The organism is Acinetobacter sp. GXMZU3951 (assembly GCF_054457875.1).
Window position 1 is genome coordinate 510,908 of record NZ_JBTLFO010000001.1, and the last position, 15,887, is coordinate 526,794.

General features: G+C 42.5%; 16 protein-coding genes. 7 read left to right on the forward strand and 9 right to left on the reverse strand.

Going from position 1 to position 15,887, the window contains the following annotated elements; translation table 11 throughout:
- Nucleotides 1-106: 106 nt before the first annotated feature.
- Together ACX17N_RS02385 and ACX17N_RS02390 are read right to left on the reverse strand one after the other, a co-directional pair.
- Nucleotides 107-439, reverse strand: coding sequence for a hypothetical protein (locus ACX17N_RS02385; protein ID WP_458890966.1), 333 nt, complete (start codon nucleotides 437-439; stop codon nucleotides 107-109).
- A 186-nt stretch (nucleotides 440-625) separates the two neighbouring features.
- Nucleotides 626-817 carry a restriction endonuclease gene (locus ACX17N_RS02390; protein ID WP_458890967.1) on the reverse strand — a complete coding sequence of 64 codons (192 nt, stop codon included), beginning with the start codon at nucleotides 815-817 and terminating at the stop codon, nucleotides 626-628.
- Nucleotides 818-937: 120 nt separating this feature from the next.
- Between ACX17N_RS02390 and ACX17N_RS02395 the strand changes: the two genes are divergently transcribed.
- Nucleotides 938-1,906 (forward strand): MBL fold metallo-hydrolase, encoded by a 969-nt coding sequence (locus ACX17N_RS02395; RefSeq protein WP_458890968.1) that lies wholly within the window; start codon nucleotides 938-940, stop codon nucleotides 1,904-1,906.
- Nucleotides 1,907-1,971: 65 nt separating this feature from the next.
- Here the strand turns inward: ACX17N_RS02395 and ACX17N_RS02400 are convergent, their stop codons facing one another.
- Nucleotides 1,972-2,553 (reverse strand): LysE family translocator, encoded by a 582-nt coding sequence (locus ACX17N_RS02400; RefSeq protein WP_458891123.1) that lies wholly within the window; start codon nucleotides 2,551-2,553, stop codon nucleotides 1,972-1,974.
- 466 nt (nucleotides 2,554-3,019) lie between these two features.
- Between ACX17N_RS02400 and ACX17N_RS02405 the strand changes: the two genes are divergently transcribed.
- Nucleotides 3,020-4,633: an oleate hydratase gene (locus ACX17N_RS02405; RefSeq protein WP_458890969.1), complete on the forward strand. Its 1,614-nt coding sequence runs from the start codon at nucleotides 3,020-3,022 to the stop codon at nucleotides 4,631-4,633.
- 76 nt (nucleotides 4,634-4,709) lie between these two features.
- Here the strand turns inward: ACX17N_RS02405 and ACX17N_RS02410 are convergent, their stop codons facing one another.
- Nucleotides 4,710-4,901 (reverse strand): NF038215 family lipoprotein, encoded by a 192-nt coding sequence (locus tag ACX17N_RS02410; protein ID WP_458890970.1) that lies wholly within the window; start codon nucleotides 4,899-4,901, stop codon nucleotides 4,710-4,712.
- A 277-nt stretch (nucleotides 4,902-5,178) separates the two neighbouring features.
- Here ACX17N_RS02410 and ACX17N_RS02415 point away from each other — a divergent pair, with 277 nt between their 5' ends.
- The 5 genes from ACX17N_RS02415 (at nucleotide 5,179) to ACX17N_RS02435 (ending at nucleotide 10,762) form a co-directional block, all read left to right on the forward strand.
- Nucleotides 5,179-5,727: a TetR/AcrR family transcriptional regulator gene (locus ACX17N_RS02415; RefSeq protein WP_458891124.1), complete on the forward strand. Its 549-nt coding sequence runs from the start codon at nucleotides 5,179-5,181 to the stop codon at nucleotides 5,725-5,727.
- Between the two features lie 13 nt (nucleotides 5,728-5,740).
- Entirely contained in the window at nucleotides 5,741-7,390 is a 1,650-nt protein-coding gene (locus ACX17N_RS02420) for an MFS transporter (RefSeq protein ID WP_458890971.1), read from the forward strand.
- A gap of 32 nt (nucleotides 7,391-7,422) precedes the next feature.
- Entirely contained in the window at nucleotides 7,423-8,565 is a 1,143-nt protein-coding gene (locus ACX17N_RS02425; RefSeq protein ID WP_458890972.1) for an HlyD family secretion protein, read from the forward strand.
- Nucleotides 8,566-8,628: 63 nt separating this feature from the next.
- Nucleotides 8,629-9,507 (forward strand): 1-aminocyclopropane-1-carboxylate deaminase/D-cysteine desulfhydrase, encoded by an 879-nt coding sequence (locus ACX17N_RS02430; RefSeq protein WP_458891125.1) that lies wholly within the window; start codon nucleotides 8,629-8,631, stop codon nucleotides 9,505-9,507.
- 55 nt (nucleotides 9,508-9,562) lie between these two features.
- Entirely contained in the window at nucleotides 9,563-10,762 is a 1,200-nt protein-coding gene (locus ACX17N_RS02435) for a BaiN/RdsA family NAD(P)/FAD-dependent oxidoreductase (protein ID WP_458890973.1), read from the forward strand.
- A gap of 78 nt (nucleotides 10,763-10,840) precedes the next feature.
- Here the strand turns inward: ACX17N_RS02435 and ACX17N_RS02440 are convergent, their stop codons facing one another.
- The 5 genes from ACX17N_RS02440 to ACX17N_RS02460 all read right to left on the reverse strand — a co-directional run bounded on the left by ACX17N_RS02440 (nucleotide 10,841) and on the right by ACX17N_RS02460 (nucleotide 15,879).
- A complete protein-coding gene (locus tag ACX17N_RS02440; RefSeq protein WP_458890974.1) occupies nucleotides 10,841-10,990 on the reverse strand; it encodes a hypothetical protein in 150 nt (49 codons plus the stop codon).
- Between the two features lie 154 nt (nucleotides 10,991-11,144).
- A complete protein-coding gene (locus ACX17N_RS02445) occupies nucleotides 11,145-11,294 on the reverse strand; it encodes a hypothetical protein (RefSeq protein WP_458890975.1) in 150 nt (49 codons plus the stop codon).
- Nucleotides 11,295-11,361: 67 nt separating this feature from the next.
- Entirely contained in the window at nucleotides 11,362-13,044 is a 1,683-nt protein-coding gene (locus ACX17N_RS02450) for a mechanosensitive ion channel (RefSeq protein WP_458890976.1), read from the reverse strand.
- Between the two features lie 618 nt (nucleotides 13,045-13,662).
- The gene (gene eutC, locus ACX17N_RS02455) at nucleotides 13,663-14,478 is read right to left on the reverse strand and encodes an ethanolamine ammonia-lyase subunit EutC (protein WP_458890977.1); all 816 of its coding nucleotides are present in this window, start codon (nucleotides 14,476-14,478) and stop codon (nucleotides 13,663-13,665) included.
- 15 nt (nucleotides 14,479-14,493) lie between these two features.
- On the reverse strand, nucleotides 14,494-15,879 hold the full coding sequence (locus ACX17N_RS02460; protein WP_458890978.1) for an ethanolamine ammonia-lyase subunit EutB: 1,386 nt from the start codon (nucleotides 15,877-15,879) through the stop codon (nucleotides 14,494-14,496).
- Nucleotides 15,880-15,887: the final 8 nt, after the last annotated feature.

Here is a 15,887-nt window from a genome sequence, read left to right on the forward strand (position 1 = left end):
AGTTGAAAGATAAGAAAAAGCCTCTACTTGTGTAGGGGCTTTTGTATTTGAACCTACTGATCAATCAACAGGCCAACTAATTTATTTCTTCTTAGATTCAAAATGATCAAGGAACCTTTGCTTCCATCATTTCATATTCAGCGGTTAGTATTTTTTCATCTAGCCAATTAAGATTTAGGTTTAGCCATTGAATTAACTCTATAAAATCATCAGCAGAATCATTTCCAACCTTTTCTATTAGATTGGTTTTTAAATTAATAGGATATAAGTTGTTTTTTGCTTTGATTAAAACTCTAAATACTGTAGATAATAACCATGAACCAGAGAAATACACTGGATTATAAATTTCATCTCTAAGGCCATAATCCTTACGAATTTGTTTTTTATGTGAAAAATATCTAATTTCTAGTAATCTTGCCCTTCGAATATAAGTCTCCAAAATTTCACTTTGTATATAATTCCTAGTATTAAAAATTAATTCTTCAAATGTATATAGTTGAATATTTGTATTTTCAGTCGCTTCAATCGCGCCAGATTGAAAACCGACTTGAGATATTATAAAACCCTTATCTGCACCAATGTCCTCTACAATAGTGCGTAGAGCTAAAACTTTCTCTTTTGGAATCTAAGTATTCCAATACTTTGCTTCGATTACCCACTTAATATTTGTTCCTAGATATTTAGAAGTAGCATATATATCAATATCATGATCAGTCCTAATTCCTCGTACAGTCTCATTCGTAACAGCACTAACACCCAAGCTTCTAAAGTGTTGAGCTATTTTTTCTTGAAAATCAAACCAATCTCTTGCCATCATTTTAAATTTATTAATTAAAGTTCTTTTATTAATTTACATATTCTATGAAAAATTTCCTACCTAATAATCTTTTTCATGCTAAAAAATAGACAATTCAACAAATTTTGTGAAACTTTATAAATGAATAAGTTACTTGCTTCCGCCTTAATTAGCTCTTGTCTTATTAGTTATTCTGCCTTTGCCACTTCCCCACCTGCCCCAATCCAACAACAAAAACAGGTTTCAGGCTATTACCAATATCAATCAGGACATGCCCAAATTACGGCACTACTTGATGGCACGAATTTCATGTCACCAACTCTATTTAAAGGCCTTTCTGAACAACAAGTTCACGACAGCCTAAAAAAATACTATGCCGATCAAGCCAAAGGGGTGCAAACCTCAATCAATGCCTTCTTGGTGAATACAGGACATTCACTGGTGTTGGTGGATAGCGGTGCAGCCAGCTGTTTCGGGGCTCATTTAGGTTCGGTAGTCAGTAACTTAAAAGCCTCTGGCTATAAACCCGAACAAGTCGATGCCATTTTACTGACCCATCTACACCCAGACCATGTCTGTGGCATCAGTAAAGAGGGCAAAGCAAACTTTCCAAATGCCACGGTCTATGTTTCTAATGATGAAGCCAATTTCTGGCTAAACCCAAAACAGGTTGAACAACTCCCTAAAGAAAAACAAGCTGGCTACTTGGGGACTGTCGAAAAAATTAAACAAGCGATTGCTCCCTATCAAGCTCAACAACGCTTCAAAACGTATAAACTGGGCGATCAAGTTCAGGGCTTTAAAGTGATTAATACTGCGGGACATACCCCAGGGCATTTTAGCTATGAACTAAAAACCAAAGATGAAAGCATCATTTTTATTGGCGACATTGTCCATTCACATACGGTGCAATTTGATCATCCTGAAACAGCCATTGAATACGACATTGACCCGAATAAAGCCGTGGCCACACGCTTAAAGCAATTTTCAGAATATGCAAAAGGTGGACAAACCATTGCAGCACCCCACCTCCCATTCCCCGGCATTGGGCATATTTATTCAGCCGATGGCAAAAGTTATCAATGGATTCCTGTGCATTTTAAGGACTAAGCAAGCACGCTTGCATCAAGCATAAAAAAAGCGACCGCTCTGGTCGCTTTTGATCCCTTCACTTCTTATTTCATACCAAAAATCAATTTAAGTCCAAGCAGTGTCATCACCCCACCTGCAACACGGTCAAAAATAGCTTTCGATTTTAAATACACCTTACGCGGACCTTCAGCGGATAATGCCACGGCAACCAAAGAATACCATCCTGCATCAATAAAGAAGCACAGCATTGGTAACACCACATAAAAATAGGTTGGAATATCTTTCGGCAATAACGCAGTAAAAATACTGGCCAATACAATCGCAATTTTCGGGTTACTCATTTGGGTAATTAAGCCTAAACGATAAGCTTGTTTATAGCTCATCGGTTCAGTTCCACCCTGAGGACTGTCCATAGGCTCTTTGGCATGTTTAATAATTTTAAATGCCAGCCAAAGCAAGTATAAACCGCCACAGATTTTTAAAGCTAAATATGCCGAAGGCACTGCCAATAAAATTGCCTGCAAACCCATGACCGCCAATAAACCAAATAATGCAGCACCAGTTCCTGTGCCGAGTGCGGTAAACAGGCCATGTTTACGTGAAATTGCAATCGAGTTTTTCGCGACATAAATGAATGTCGGTCCTGGGCTAATTGCACCCAACATTAATGCTAAGGTAATTGAACCTAAAATAATGAGTGATTCCAAAAAGCACCTCGATAGATTGGTACAGGAAAAAAGGTGCACTATTTTAGTCCAAAAATGCACCAAAACCTACCAAAAGATTGCGTTATTTTTTATTCATTTCAAGCTGTTCGCTGTTCGTATTTATAATTTAATCGTTTTAAACTATTATTAAAATACACTTGTAAAGTATTTCACGTTCTGCACTAGAATTTACAATAGTAGAGTAAAAACTCAATTATTTATTAATTTCAACTGTTTAAAATAATAACACAAGATCTACAAAAGAAATTACAGCATATATTTTCTCCATAAAACCCGTATTTCGATCAATATTTAATATTAATTTTTCACACTTAATTTATAGATTTTTTCTATACATAATCACATACTAAAAATATGGCTTTATTTTACTTTCTGATATAAAACGACAAATGAGGGTTCATCCATGCCGAATGACAAGACATTCGAGGCTCAACACACACATCTATGGATTATTGGCGGAGGCATTGCCGGAATGGCGGCTGCGGCCTTTGCCATTCGTGATGCTCAAGTCCCTGCGAAAAATATTCACATTTTAGAAGAATTAAATATTACGGGGGGTTCAATGGATGGCGGACATCCCCCTGAGGCTGCACATGCTTGGGTCACGCGTGGCGGGCGTATGCTGACCGATGAAACCTATTTGTGTTTATGGGACTTATTTTCCAGTATTCCATCTTTAGAACATCCAGAAATTTCAGTGCGTGAAGAATGTCGTGAATTCAATGCTCAGGTGAAGACCCATGCCCGCGCACGTTTAATTGATGCTGAACATCATATTTTAAATGCAGAAAAACTGGGGCTGAATAATTTGCATCGGGCTCAAATGCTCCGCCTGTTGGCTTCTAAAGAAGAACGGATTGGCAGTCGACGCATTGATGAGTTTTTTGATGACAGCTTTTTTGACAGTAATTTCTGGCGTATGTGGCGAACCACTTTTGCCTTTCAAAAATGGCACAGTGCTGCCGAATTAAGACGCTATTTCTTGCGTTTTATTCAAGAATTGCCGCGTATTCATACCTTAGCTGGGGTTAAACGGACCAAATATAATCAATATGATTCCATGATTTATCCCTTACAACGCTGGTTGCTCGAACAAGGTGTCGATGTCCGCTTTGGTCACTATGTCACAGATGTAGATTTCAGTACTGACGCCCTTACTCAGCAGCGACGCGCTACTCGGCTGTATGTCACTTTACCTGAAGGGACTGAACAGATTGAATTAAAAACACACGATCTTGCGCTGTTTACCTTAGGCTCTATAACTGCGGACTCGCGTTATGGCGGTAATGATGATGTGCCTGAGTTAATTCGTGATCGACGAGATCATGGCTGGAGTCTATGGGAAACCCTATCCAAAAAAGCACCAGATTTTGGACGTCCGATGAGCTTTTATGGCAATGTCGATGAACATAAATGGGAGTCCTTTACCCTGACCATGAAAGATGATGTATTGCTCAAACGCATTATTGACTATACCGGCAATCAGCCCGGTACAGGGGCACTCATGACTTGGTTTGAATCGGGTTGGCATTTGTCGGTCGTGGTTCCGGCTCAGCCACACTTTGCCAATTTACCCGAAGGTACTTTTACCTTATGGGGCTATGGTTTCCAAATTGATGATCAAGGTGATTATGTTGCAAAGCCCATGAGTGCCTGTACAGGTAAAGAAATTCTGACTGAACTGATACATCAATTCGGCTTTGCGGATATTTTGGATCATGTTTTGGCCAATACCGACGTAACGACAGTGATGATGCCGTATGCTTCGGCTTTATTTGCCTGCCGCAAACCGGGGGATCGTCCCTTGGTGATTCCACATGGTGCACAAAACTTTGGGTTCTTAGGACAATTTGTTGAACTGGAAGATGATGTGGTCTTTACCGTGGAATACTCGGTTCGCGCTGCCATGCTGGCCATTTATGCATTTTTTGCAGTCGATCGGAACATTCCTGAAATCTACAATGGCTTACTTGACCCGAAAGTGGGACTGAAAGCATTAGAAGCTGTATTTCATTAAACTTTGCAGCGAAACAAAGAGCATCCTTGAGATGCTCTTTTTTATATCGCAGTAAGATAAAGTTGCTTGCCACAGCTTAAGGTTGCTGTACAGCAGAATGCCGTGTTTGCTCTCGCGCAGTAATTTGATAATCATGCTCTGCCACAGGTACTCCCCCAATAATTACAGTTCTTAATGCCGTTTTCGGCTTATTTAAATCGTCCTTTACATCGCACGCGGTAAGGCATCCTGCCAAAATGCACATCAGTACGAAGGATATATTTTTCATCACATCCTCACTTTTCTTTCTTATTGTTTATTCAGCATAGCACTTTTCATTTTGCTATCCCACTAACTTTGTTACAACTCTTATCGTGAAGTAAGCAAGCATAATTCAATCGCAGTAAAATAGAAGATGGTGTTTTTCTACGCGAAAAGACTTTAGATAAAAAATATAAAAATAAAGTGGTTAGGTCCGTATTACAAAAACTTACAGACTGTAATATTTACAACGGACAAAAATGTCCGTTAAATATAATGATCTCTCTCCTCCCAAAGCCACGCTCATGAGCATTCGTCAACAACGTGCCGTACAAAACCGTGAAGAATTGCTTGCCGCAGCCATTCAGGTGTTTCGTACGCATGGCATCAATGCACCCTTACAGATGGTGATTGATGAAGCCAAAGTAGGTCGTGCCACTTTTTATCGTAATTTTGCTGATCGTCGCGCTTTAGTAATTGCGTTAATGGAACAAGCACTCGAACGGCTTGCTATTAAGGCTGAAGAATTTTCTCAATATGATGATGGGTTTATTCGCCTGATTCAAAACCATGTCTATAACTTGCCGTATTTAACAGCACTGATGGAATATTGGCGGGTGATTGAGCGGAATGATCCGATCATGGTCGACATTTATGCACGTCGTGATGCGATTTTGCAGCCCTTGATTGATCGTGCCATTCAGCATGGCGTCTGTCGTACAGATTTGACCACCAAAGACTACGCCATGATTACCGCTATTTTGCGTACTTCTTTTCAAGGTTTAACCGATACCGAACAGCAATTATTGGCTCAACGGGCCATTGAACTGCTACTGCATGGTATTCGAGCCTAAAGGATGAATCGTGATGACTCAGCCTCCTCGCTTACTCGAACCTGCACCCGATTGGACGCCAGAGGAAAAACCGACTCTGCCAGGCTCTCCAGCCGTCATTGCTCATTCCACACCTAAACGTCTGGTCTATTTCTTTATTGGCTTATTTGTCGCGCTTTCAGCCAGTTTAAGTAATGGCTTTATTACCGCCAATTTACCTTTGATTCAAGGTGAGTATGCCTTAACACCGTCTGAGGTGGCATGGATTCCTGCCGCTTATGTCATGGCAAATGTCAGCGCCAATCTGATTTTATTTAAAGCACGTCAGCAGTATGGCTTACGGTTATTTTCAGAAATTGGACTGCTGGTTTTTATTGCGGTGCTGGTTTTGCATTTATTTGTACATACCTTTGAAATGGCCGTGTTTGTACGCTTTATCAGTGGCATGGTCGCCGCGCCACTTAGTTCATTAGGCATGTATTACATTATGCAGGCCTTTAAACGAGAAGATTTTGGGCGCAGTATTTATCTGGCTTTGGGATTCCAACAGTTGGGGCTTCCTTTGGCTTGGATCATTTCACCTTACCTGATTGATGTGAACAACTGGAATGTGCTGTACACCTTTGAAATTGGTTTGGCATTGTGCTGCCTTGCAATGGTGGTATCGCTCAAACTGCCGCGCAGTTTACGCGTAGCCGTGTTTGAAAAACAGGATTTCTTGACCTTTGCCCTGCTGGCACCGGGCTTTGCCCTGCTCTGTATTGTCCTGACTCAAGGTCCAATTCTGTGGTGGTTCGAAGTGAAATGGCTGGCTTACCTGCTGATTGCAGGTTTCAGCTTAATTGTGATCGGATTAGTGTACGAACATTATCGGGTCAATCCTCTGATTATGACCCGTTGGTTGGGAACGGCCAGCACCCTTCGCTTCATTATTGGTGCATTTGCAATTCGCTTTTTAATGTCCGAGCAAAGCTATGCGGCGGTGAATTTCTTAAAAACCATGGGCATGGGGCCTGACCAGTTTGTTCCACTGTATAGCATTATTTTTTTCGGCATTGTGGCGGGTACTCTGTTTAGTGCCATCACTTTTGCACGTGAACGCATCATCTGGCATTTGCTGCTTGCAGAAGTTCTGGTGTTAATTGCCTGTGGCTTAGATTTTCATCTGACCAGTGACATTCGTCCTGCCAATTTTTATTTAAGCCAATTTCTGGTTGGCTTTGCCAGTGGGGTATTTATAGGACCACTGCTGATCACCGGTATCTTAAATGCTATGCAAAAGGGTCCTGCTCATATTGTCACCTTTGTGGTTTTGTTCTCTGCCACACAAACCTTTGGTGGCTTGGTCGGCTCCTCCTTCTATTCGACCTATCAGCAAATGCGGACGCAAGACTACCGAGCAGAAATGATTCGTCAATTGCCTGAAACCGACCCACTGATTGCCCAGCGCATTTTGGCCTATCAGCAAAGTTCACGCAGTTACACACTGGACCAAAGTTTGGAACAACAACAAGCATTAAAGAATTTGAATCAAGTGGTCACTCGTGAGGCACAGGTGCGTGCCTATAGCGATGTGATTCGCTTAAATGGCATCGTGGCCTTACTGCTGCTGTTATGGGGCGTCATTCTGATTACCCGTAATCAATATCAGTTACGACAGCAGAATAAAACGCTCAACGCTTAAGCCAGTTCGACCAAATTTATAGAGTAATTGTTATGTCTGAAGATCAAAAAAACACAACCGCTTCCGCAAGCTCAAGTTCAGGGCAGTCAGCGACTGTGCCGCAAGCACCAGCCGCACCGCCACCAAGCAAACTGATTCCAACGGCGAAGCGCACGCTTATTCTGATGTTTCTGGTGTTGTTGGTAGGCATTACCATTATTTTATGGGCTTGGAAAATCGGACCGTTTGACAGTGCCATTGAATCGACCGACAACAGTTATATCAAAGGCAAAACCACGGTGTTGTCTTCGCAAATTAATGGCTATGTGAAAGATGTTTTGGTCAGTGATTTTGATCATGTCAAACAAGGCCAAGTGCTGATGCATATTGATGCCACCACCTATGATCAAAAGGTTACACAGGCAGAAGCGGGCGTGGATCAGGCGCAGAATAATCTCTCTAACCAAACCCAAAGTATTGCACAGCGCAAAGCTGATATTGTGGCGGCAGAAGCCAAAGTCGAACAAGCACGTGCTGCTTATGCCTTGTCCTTGACCCAACAAAAACGCTATCAACAATTAGGCAACTCTGGTGCAGCCTCCAAATCAGAACAAGATAAAGTGATCGCGGATACGCAAAATAATTTAGCCTTATTGCAACAAGCTCAGGCCAATGTGCAGGTTGCTCAAGAAGCATTGAAAACCGCACAGGTGGCAGAAACTGGCTTAAAAGCTCAAGTCACCAATGCGACCGCCCAACTAGATCAAGCCAAAACCACCAAAGACTACAGCACCATTACCGCACCCATGGATGGACAGCTGGGCGAAGTGAATCCTCGCGTTGGGCAATATGTGGCTGCGGGCACGCAATTGCTCTATTTAATTCCACAGCAAACTTGGGTCACTGCGAACTTTAAAGAAACCCAGATAGCCAACATGAAAATCGGGCAAAAAGCTTGGTTCACGGTAGATGCGCTGAATCATCAAAAATTTACAGGTCATGTGGAACAGATTTCCCCTGCTGCAGGTTCTGAGTTCAGTGTACTAAAAGCCGATAATGCCACGGGTAACTTCACCAAGGTCGTACAACGGATTGCGGTACGCATTTCGATTGATCCCAATCAGCCCGGCATGGAAAACTTAAGACCGGGGATGTCGGTCATTAGTTCGGTAGACACCCGTTCAGCACCGCGCTAATTGCAGCGCTGTGATAGCTCAATTCACGTATAATTTATGCCAAACCTGTTAGATGAAGCCACCATGTTTGACCAGATTGCTCAAGCCATTCCATATCAGCACATTTCCGTCTATGGCTATCAACTTTGCATCAAGCGTTTAGATCGGGTTCATCCGCAGATTTCAGGCAACAAGTTTTTTAAACTCAAGTACAATCTGTTGCAGGCGCAGCAGCAAGGCTATAAAAAGCTGCTGACTTTTGGCGGAGCCTATTCCAATCATATTGCTGCCACGGCCTATGCCGCACAATGCTTTGGCTTTGACAGTCTGGGAATTATTCGCGGTGAAGAACTCGCGAGCAGACCGCTGAATCCAACCCTTCTGCATGCACAGCACATGGGGATGCAGCTGCAATTTGTTTCACGTGAATCCTATCGACAAAAGCACAGCCCGGATTATCTGTCGCAACTGCAACAAGATTATCCTGAATATTATGTAATACCCGAAGGCGGTACCAATGCCCTGGCAATTCAAGGTTGCCAAGAAATATTAACTGCCGATGATCGTGAAAATTACGATATCATCTGTTGTGCCGTGGGTACTTGTGGCACCATCACGGGGCTGATTGAAGCCAGTCATCCGCATCAACAAATCCTCGGGTTTTCCGCCTTAAAAGGTAATTTTTTAAGCCATGAAGTCCAACAACTCACCCCAAAAACCAACTGGAAAATTACCGATCAGTTTTGTGCGGGTGGTTATGCCAAAACTACGCCTGAACTGCTGCAATTTATTGCTGACTTTGAGCAGCAATACCAGATTCCACTTGAACAGGTGTACACTGGCAAAATGCTGATGGGAGTGTTTAGCCTGCTGCAACAAGGCTATTTCCCTGCAAAGAGCCGTATTTTGCTGATTCATACGGGGGGCTTACAAGGTCGATCAGAAAAAATCGGCTCCGACTAAAATGCGCCAAGAAAATACTCTATAATGCCCTGCTTTTATCTCCCGTGAGTTTGTCATGTCTACCCCTCATTATGATGTCCTTGTTTTAGGTGCAGGTGCCTCTGGTTTGATGCTGGCATATATGGCAGCTCAGCGTGGGCGTAAAGTGCTCGTGGTGGAAAAAGCCAACAAAGTCGGCAAAAAAATTCTGATGTCTGGTGGTGGTAAATGCAACTTCACCAACTTGGAGGTCGAACCAAGCCACTATATTTCCCACAATCCGCATTTCGTGATTTCTGCGCTCACCCGCTATACCAACTGGGACTTTATTGGACTGGTGTGTAGCTATGGCATTGAATATGAAGAACGTAAACACGGACAATTGTTTACCCTGAAAGGTGCCAAAGAAATTCTGTCCATGTTGCTGGCGGAGTGTGAAAAAACTGGCTTGGTCGAGATAAAAACCAGTTGTGAAGTCAAAACCGTCCATGCAGTTGAAGAACAAGGTTTTCAGGTTGCCACCAACATCGGCTACTTTACTGCTGAGTCCGTAGTCGTCGCTTCAGGTGGCTTGTCGATTCCTACTTTAGGCGGGTCTGGCATTGGCTATGAAATTGCCAAGCAATTTGGGCATCATGTCTATCCAACCCGTGCCGGTTTAGTGCCATTTACCTTCTCCGATCATTTTAAGGAAGTGACCACTAAACTGAGTGGAAATGCAGTTGATGCGACTTTATCCAATGACTTGAACAGTTTTACCGAAGCTCTTTTGTTTACTCATCGTGGTCTGAGCGGACCAAGCTCGCTGCAACTCTCTAATTATTGGGATGTTGGACAAAGCTTCCAGATCAATTTTTTACCTTATCTGGATATGCCTGAATATTTAAAGCAAAAGAAAGCGCAACAACCGAAAGTTTTACTTCGTACCCTATTCACCGAACATTTACCGAAAAGTGTCGTAATTGAATTGCAGAATTTAATTTGGCTAGAACATGCCGAGACCGCAATCGGTAATTTAAGTGATGAAAAACTGCAACACATTGCTGAACGCTTACAGGGCTTTGAAGTCAAACCCTCTGGAACGGAAGGCTACCGCACAGCAGAAGTCACTTTAGGTGGGGTGGATACCACTGAAGTTTCCTCGAAAACGATGGAAAGTAAAAAACAGAAAGGATTATATTTTGTTGGTGAAGTTCTGGATGTTACAGGGCATTTAGGGGGTTATAACTTTCAATGGGCATGGTCATCTGCCCATGCCGCGGCACAATACGTTTAAAAATAAAAAAGTGGTGTTTATGAAACACCACTTTTTAATATCTTGATGCTCTAAATGAGCTTGAATACGACCCCAATCTTATTCCAAATAATCGGTACGCAATAAATTAATTCGTGAATTTCGGTGCATACGCTCAATGGTTTTTTGCATTTTGATTAACTGTTGCTGCTCAATATTCAGCAGCTCTTCGCGGCTTTGATTTAAATGCTTCAATAATAATTTTAACATGTCATTCTCCGTCATTTTTGTCTTTATACGTCCAAGTATCGTTTATAAATATTGCAGCCGTATTAAACTAAATACTGATTTATGCTGAATATTTTATATAGATAACATAACCCTTTTTAAAAAGCGATGCTCTCAGCTAAAAGTATAAGAAGAATTATGTCATTGAATCATCTGACGGGGTCGTTGCTGGCTCTGTAACATGGGCGGAGTGAAAAATAAACGTATAAGCACTGACCATAAAACCAATACTGATCCCAGCAATGATAATCGGTGCGAAGCACAAATGCAGGGCTGGCTTAGGCATGATTAAATTCCTCATTAAAAAAGATCGATCAGCCTGAGCATGATCGATCTGAATAAAATTGAACACGTTATTTCGGGTCATCTTTTGGCTGAATATCCACATCTTGCTCAGCTTCGCCAGTAGAACCATAGGGGTTATTTAAAGGCTTATCTTTCGGATCGACCACGAGTTCATCTGGCACCACTTGCTCATTTGAAGACTTCGAATGAGCTTCGGAGGGCATCGAACTTGTCATCATCGGTTCTGTTTTAACATGTGATTGAGAGTTGGGCTGTTTGGCCTGTTTTTTAGCACAGTCAATTAAATCGGTCAGTACGCGTTCCGCAGGCTGACGTCCGCCCAAACCAAAGGCCAAGGCAAAGGCCACAGCCACTGCACCCAAGGTCAAACCAAAGGCCAAATTCACAATGGAATCGGCGATGCCCATGGCTTTTAAGCCCATTGCAATCACCAAGCCCATAATGAGCACACGCACCAAGTTCGCCAGCCACACTGAGCTTTGATATTCACCGCGTTGCACAATATTGGCAACCAAATTGGCAAGCCAGAAACCAATCACCAGAATCACAGCACCCAGCAAGATATTCGCGCCAAATTGGATAAACATCGAAATCAACAGGCTGACTTGTTCCAAGCCCAATCGGTTTGCGGCTTCAGAGACCGCAAATAGCATGGTAAAAAAGACAATTAAATAGCCCACTAGGCATGAAATTTTGGTATGGCCTAAAAAGCGCTGAATATCTATTTTGGCGGGTAGATCATCTACCCCAGTTCCAGCCACCACATCGACCACTAGATTGGCCACAAAACGGGATACCACATAGGCAATAATCAGGATTAAACCCGCCGCAATAATCTGCGGAATTGCATTCATAATGTCATACAACATGGCTGTTGCAGGTTGCGAAATTGAATCGATTCCCAATGCTTCAAAGGCGATAATCAAGGCAGTAATAATGACGATCGCAAACACAAATGAGCCTAACACTTGCGCCAAATTCGAGTTTTTAAATAGCCCTATTTTTTGGGCTTGAGCCTGCAAATCTAAACTGCGTACCAAGCCCTCAATAATGCCTCGAACCAGTTTTGCCAGTATATAACCGACAAATACAATCACGATGGCAATAAACAGATTAGGTAAATATGAAATAGCTTCATTCAGCATATTTTGGATTGGGAACAACAACCCGTTGAGTCCCAAAATTGACAGGACAATTGGTAAAAATAATAACAAGATCAGCCAATACACGATTTCACTGATGTTTTGGCTGATAGGACTAACACCAACATCTTCGCTGAGTTTTTCATCTAGCCGAGTCCGATCCAGTAATTTTTTCAGTCCAACTTTGACCAGATTCGCAAAAATCCAACCGATAAATGCAATCGCAGCAGCAGCCAAAAGCTGAGGAATAAACAATAAAAATTGTTGAATCATGCTACTGAACGGACCACTGACACTGGTCAGGTTCAACGCATTGAGAGCACCTATCACAGCAATTAGCAGCACAATCCAAAATACGATTCTAGAAACAATATTTTCTATATTGGAACGATGCCCAGTTGCACCTGAAAGTTTTTGATTGGTACCTAGTTTGGATAAGACCTTCTTCACCGCTGCCGCGATAACCAAGGCAATGACCCAACCGATGAGCAAAATTGCAACGGCCGCTAATATCGGATAAAACTGATCCCAAAAATACATGCCATTCATTTCAGGATTGCGCATCCCACCGTCAAAAAAGTCATTCATGTTTTTTCCCTCTTCTTATTTCTGCAAAATGTATTGCTCTTAAAGAGCTTGATTGTTGTATTGATGAAAATGCGGAGGTACTCATCCACCATAAAATTTGTACTTTTTTTAAGCAATACCGATATGCAGAATTACAACAAAAGGGTACATTCCAATAGCAAAAAGACCCTAACTTCAAAAAAGTTAGAGTCTTTTATATTTTTAAAATTCATTAACTTACAAAATAAGTTTCAACTCAAGCGAATATCCCTTTTAACTACTGCATCGAAACTCGTCCTCTATTAAGTTATTTCGAAGACAATCCCCTTTGCACGTGATTAGCTTGGTGTTCCACTTGAGAGCATGTACACCACTAGTGCTACAAAAAATATACCGACTAAGATAAGCATGTATACGGGTAAGCGTTTTTTTTGTCTTATTTCTTCAGCACTCGTGACATGAGGCGGTTTATTGAAATCATGTACCATGTTCCCCTCACTAAATTCGTTCCTTGTTGAATTTTTATACTAGCAACAAAAAATACAAAGTTGTGTGAAGAAGCATTATGAGATCGTGAACACTTGTAAATCATCTGTAAAAGAGCAGCTTAGCCTGTGCTTTTCTGCATTTTTGTTCGTACTAGAAAATCCCATGCTGTAACTTCGGCTGCCCCTGTTCAATCACCATTGCATGCTCATCCTTTAAATTCACACCTGAAAATTGCACCTGTTTTGATTTACGCATCAGTGCCATCAGGCGTTGTACTGCGGTTATCTCATCTAAACCGGCTGGGCGCACATTAGAAATACAGTTGCGCATGGCATCATGACAGCCCTTTTGTGCTTGCCAAGTATAATAAATCCCCATACTGTCGGGTGAGCTTAAGCCTGGTCGTTCCCCTATCAGCATGACCAGCATTTGCGCTTGTAAAATTTGCGCAATTTCATCCCCCAAAGCCACACGACTGCCTGTGGCCACCACAATTGGAGCCACTGTCCAGCCTTGTTCCTTGCACGCCGCAAGGAGTTTTTCAATAAAACTGGCCGCATTATCTTCTATCGCACGGGCAGACAAACCATCCCCCGCGACAATCAACACATCATAGTGCTGCTTTAGCACAGCCAAATCTTTTAAGGTCTGACGTGAAGATTCAGAAAGCTCCCGTCCGAGATCTGGGCGTTTTAGATACAAATCCTTATCGACAGCACAGCTCTGCACGAAAACAAATGGTACTGATAAAAACTGCAATTGCTGTTGCAAGCGCTCAATATCCAAGGGTTTCAACACGGCATCCTTAGCTTGGGCATGTGCCAATTGGAATTCCAGTAAAGGGCGCGTAGGCAAACTGCCTCCGGTTCGTCCCAAGGCAATACGAGCATCGGTAAATTGCTTCAGCTTATCCCAACTATTTTGTTCAAAATGCTGAGGATATTGAATATCATGCTGTAGTTTCATGTGCTTTCCCCCCAACTAAGACATTAACAAACGTGAAAATTTTGTCGGCATCTGCTGTGGCCATTCTAGTCTTGAACTGTGTTGTTTTAAGATGCCCTGTTGCTCAAGCCAGTCAGCAAATTCTGGGGCTGGGGACAGACCCAATAATTGTCGAATGTATAAGGCATCATGAAATGAAGTGGTTTGATAATTCAACATCACATCATCCGAGCCGGGAATCCCCATAATAAAGTTAATCCCGGCATTGGCGAGTAAGGTCAATAGCACATCCATATCATCCTGATCAGCATCGGCATGATTGGTATAACAGATATCACAGCCCATCGGCACGCCCAGCAATTTGCCACAGATGTGATCTTCCAAACCTGCGCGTATAATCTGTTTACCGTTATATAAATATTCGGGACCAATAAAACCGACCACGGTATTGACCAAGAATGGTTGATACTGTCGAGCCACGGCGTAAGCTCTGGCTTCTAGGGTTTGCTGATCTACCCCATGATGGGTTTGACTCGACAGCGCACTGCCCTGACCCGTTTCAAAATACATGACATTCTGCCCTACCGTACCACGCTTCAGGCTCAGTGCCGCCTCATAGCCTTCTTGCAGTAAGGCCAAATTAATCCCGAAAGCGTGATTGGCTTGTTCCGTACCGGCAATCGACTGAAACATCAAATCAATCGGGACATTTTGATTGGCCAATTGAATACCCGAGCTGACATGAGTCAATACACACGATTGGGTCGGAATATCGTATTCGTGGATGATGTAATCCAACAGTTTTAAAAGTTCAGACAGGTTCTGCAAGTTGTCCGTGGCTGGATTAATGCCAATCACAGCATCGCCATTGCCATACATCAGACCATCTAAAATACTGGCGGAAATCCCCAACACATCATCGGTAGGATGATTGGGCTGTAAACGGGTTGATAAATGTCCTTCTAAACCGATGGTATTGCGAAATTGGGTAACCACACGGCATTTCTTTGCCACTAATATCAAGTCTTGATTACGCATAATTTTACTGACCGCTGCCACCATTTCGGGGGTTAAGCCCGCCTGCAGCAGCGTCAATTTTTCTGTGGTGGCATCGGCACTTAGTAACCAATTCCGTAAATCCCCCACTGTAAAATGCGAGATAGGATAAAAGGCTGCTGTATTATGCCCATCCAAGATTAGTCGGGTTACTTCATCGTGTTCATAAGGAATCAGGGCTTCGTTTAAAAACTGCTTTAATGGTACATCGGCCAAGCACATTTGTGCAGCGACCCGCTCTGTAGCATCATATGCAGCAATGCCTGCAAGCTGATCGCCCGAACGTTCAGGAGTCGCCTTGGCCATGAGGGTTTTTAAATCCGAAAAAACATAGTGTTGATTGGCAACATGAATCCGATAAATCACCGTCCAAC

Excerpts from the sequence above, each read along its gene's own strand:
- ACX17N_RS02420 (WP_458890971.1), top strand. The coding sequence starts at position 5,741 with ATGACTCAGCCTCCTCGCTTACTCGAACCTGCACCCGATTGGACGCCA.
- ACX17N_RS02400 (WP_458891123.1), bottom strand. The coding sequence starts at position 2,553 with ATGTTGGGTGCAATTAGCCCAGGACCGACATTCATTTATGTCGCGAAA.
- ACX17N_RS02450 (WP_458890976.1), bottom strand. The coding sequence starts at position 13,044 with ATGAATGACTTTTTTGACGGTGGGATGCGCAATCCTGAAATGAATGGC.
- ACX17N_RS02435 (WP_458890973.1), top strand. The coding sequence starts at position 9,563 with ATGTCTACCCCTCATTATGATGTCCTTGTTTTAGGTGCAGGTGCCTCT.
- ACX17N_RS02425 (WP_458890972.1), top strand. The coding sequence starts at position 7,423 with ATGTCTGAAGATCAAAAAAACACAACCGCTTCCGCAAGCTCAAGTTCA.
- ACX17N_RS02445 (WP_458890975.1), bottom strand. The coding sequence starts at position 11,294 with ATGCCTAAGCCAGCCCTGCATTTGTGCTTCGCACCGATTATCATTGCT.
- eutC (WP_458890977.1), bottom strand. The coding sequence starts at position 14,478 with ATGAAACTACAGCATGATATTCAATATCCTCAGCATTTTGAACAAAAT.
- ACX17N_RS02405 (WP_458890969.1), top strand. The coding sequence starts at position 3,020 with ATGCCGAATGACAAGACATTCGAGGCTCAACACACACATCTATGGATT.
- ACX17N_RS02430 (WP_458891125.1), top strand. The coding sequence starts at position 8,629 with ATGTTTGACCAGATTGCTCAAGCCATTCCATATCAGCACATTTCCGTC.
- ACX17N_RS02390 (WP_458890967.1), bottom strand. The coding sequence starts at position 817 with ATGATGGCAAGAGATTGGTTTGATTTTCAAGAAAAAATAGCTCAACAC.
- ACX17N_RS02440 (WP_458890974.1), bottom strand. The coding sequence starts at position 10,990 with ATGTTAAAATTATTATTGAAGCATTTAAATCAAAGCCGCGAAGAGCTG.
- ACX17N_RS02410 (WP_458890970.1), bottom strand. The coding sequence starts at position 4,901 with ATGAAAAATATATCCTTCGTACTGATGTGCATTTTGGCAGGATGCCTT.
- ACX17N_RS02415 (WP_458891124.1), top strand. The coding sequence starts at position 5,179 with ATGAGCATTCGTCAACAACGTGCCGTACAAAACCGTGAAGAATTGCTT.
- ACX17N_RS02395 (WP_458890968.1), top strand. The coding sequence starts at position 938 with ATGAATAAGTTACTTGCTTCCGCCTTAATTAGCTCTTGTCTTATTAGT.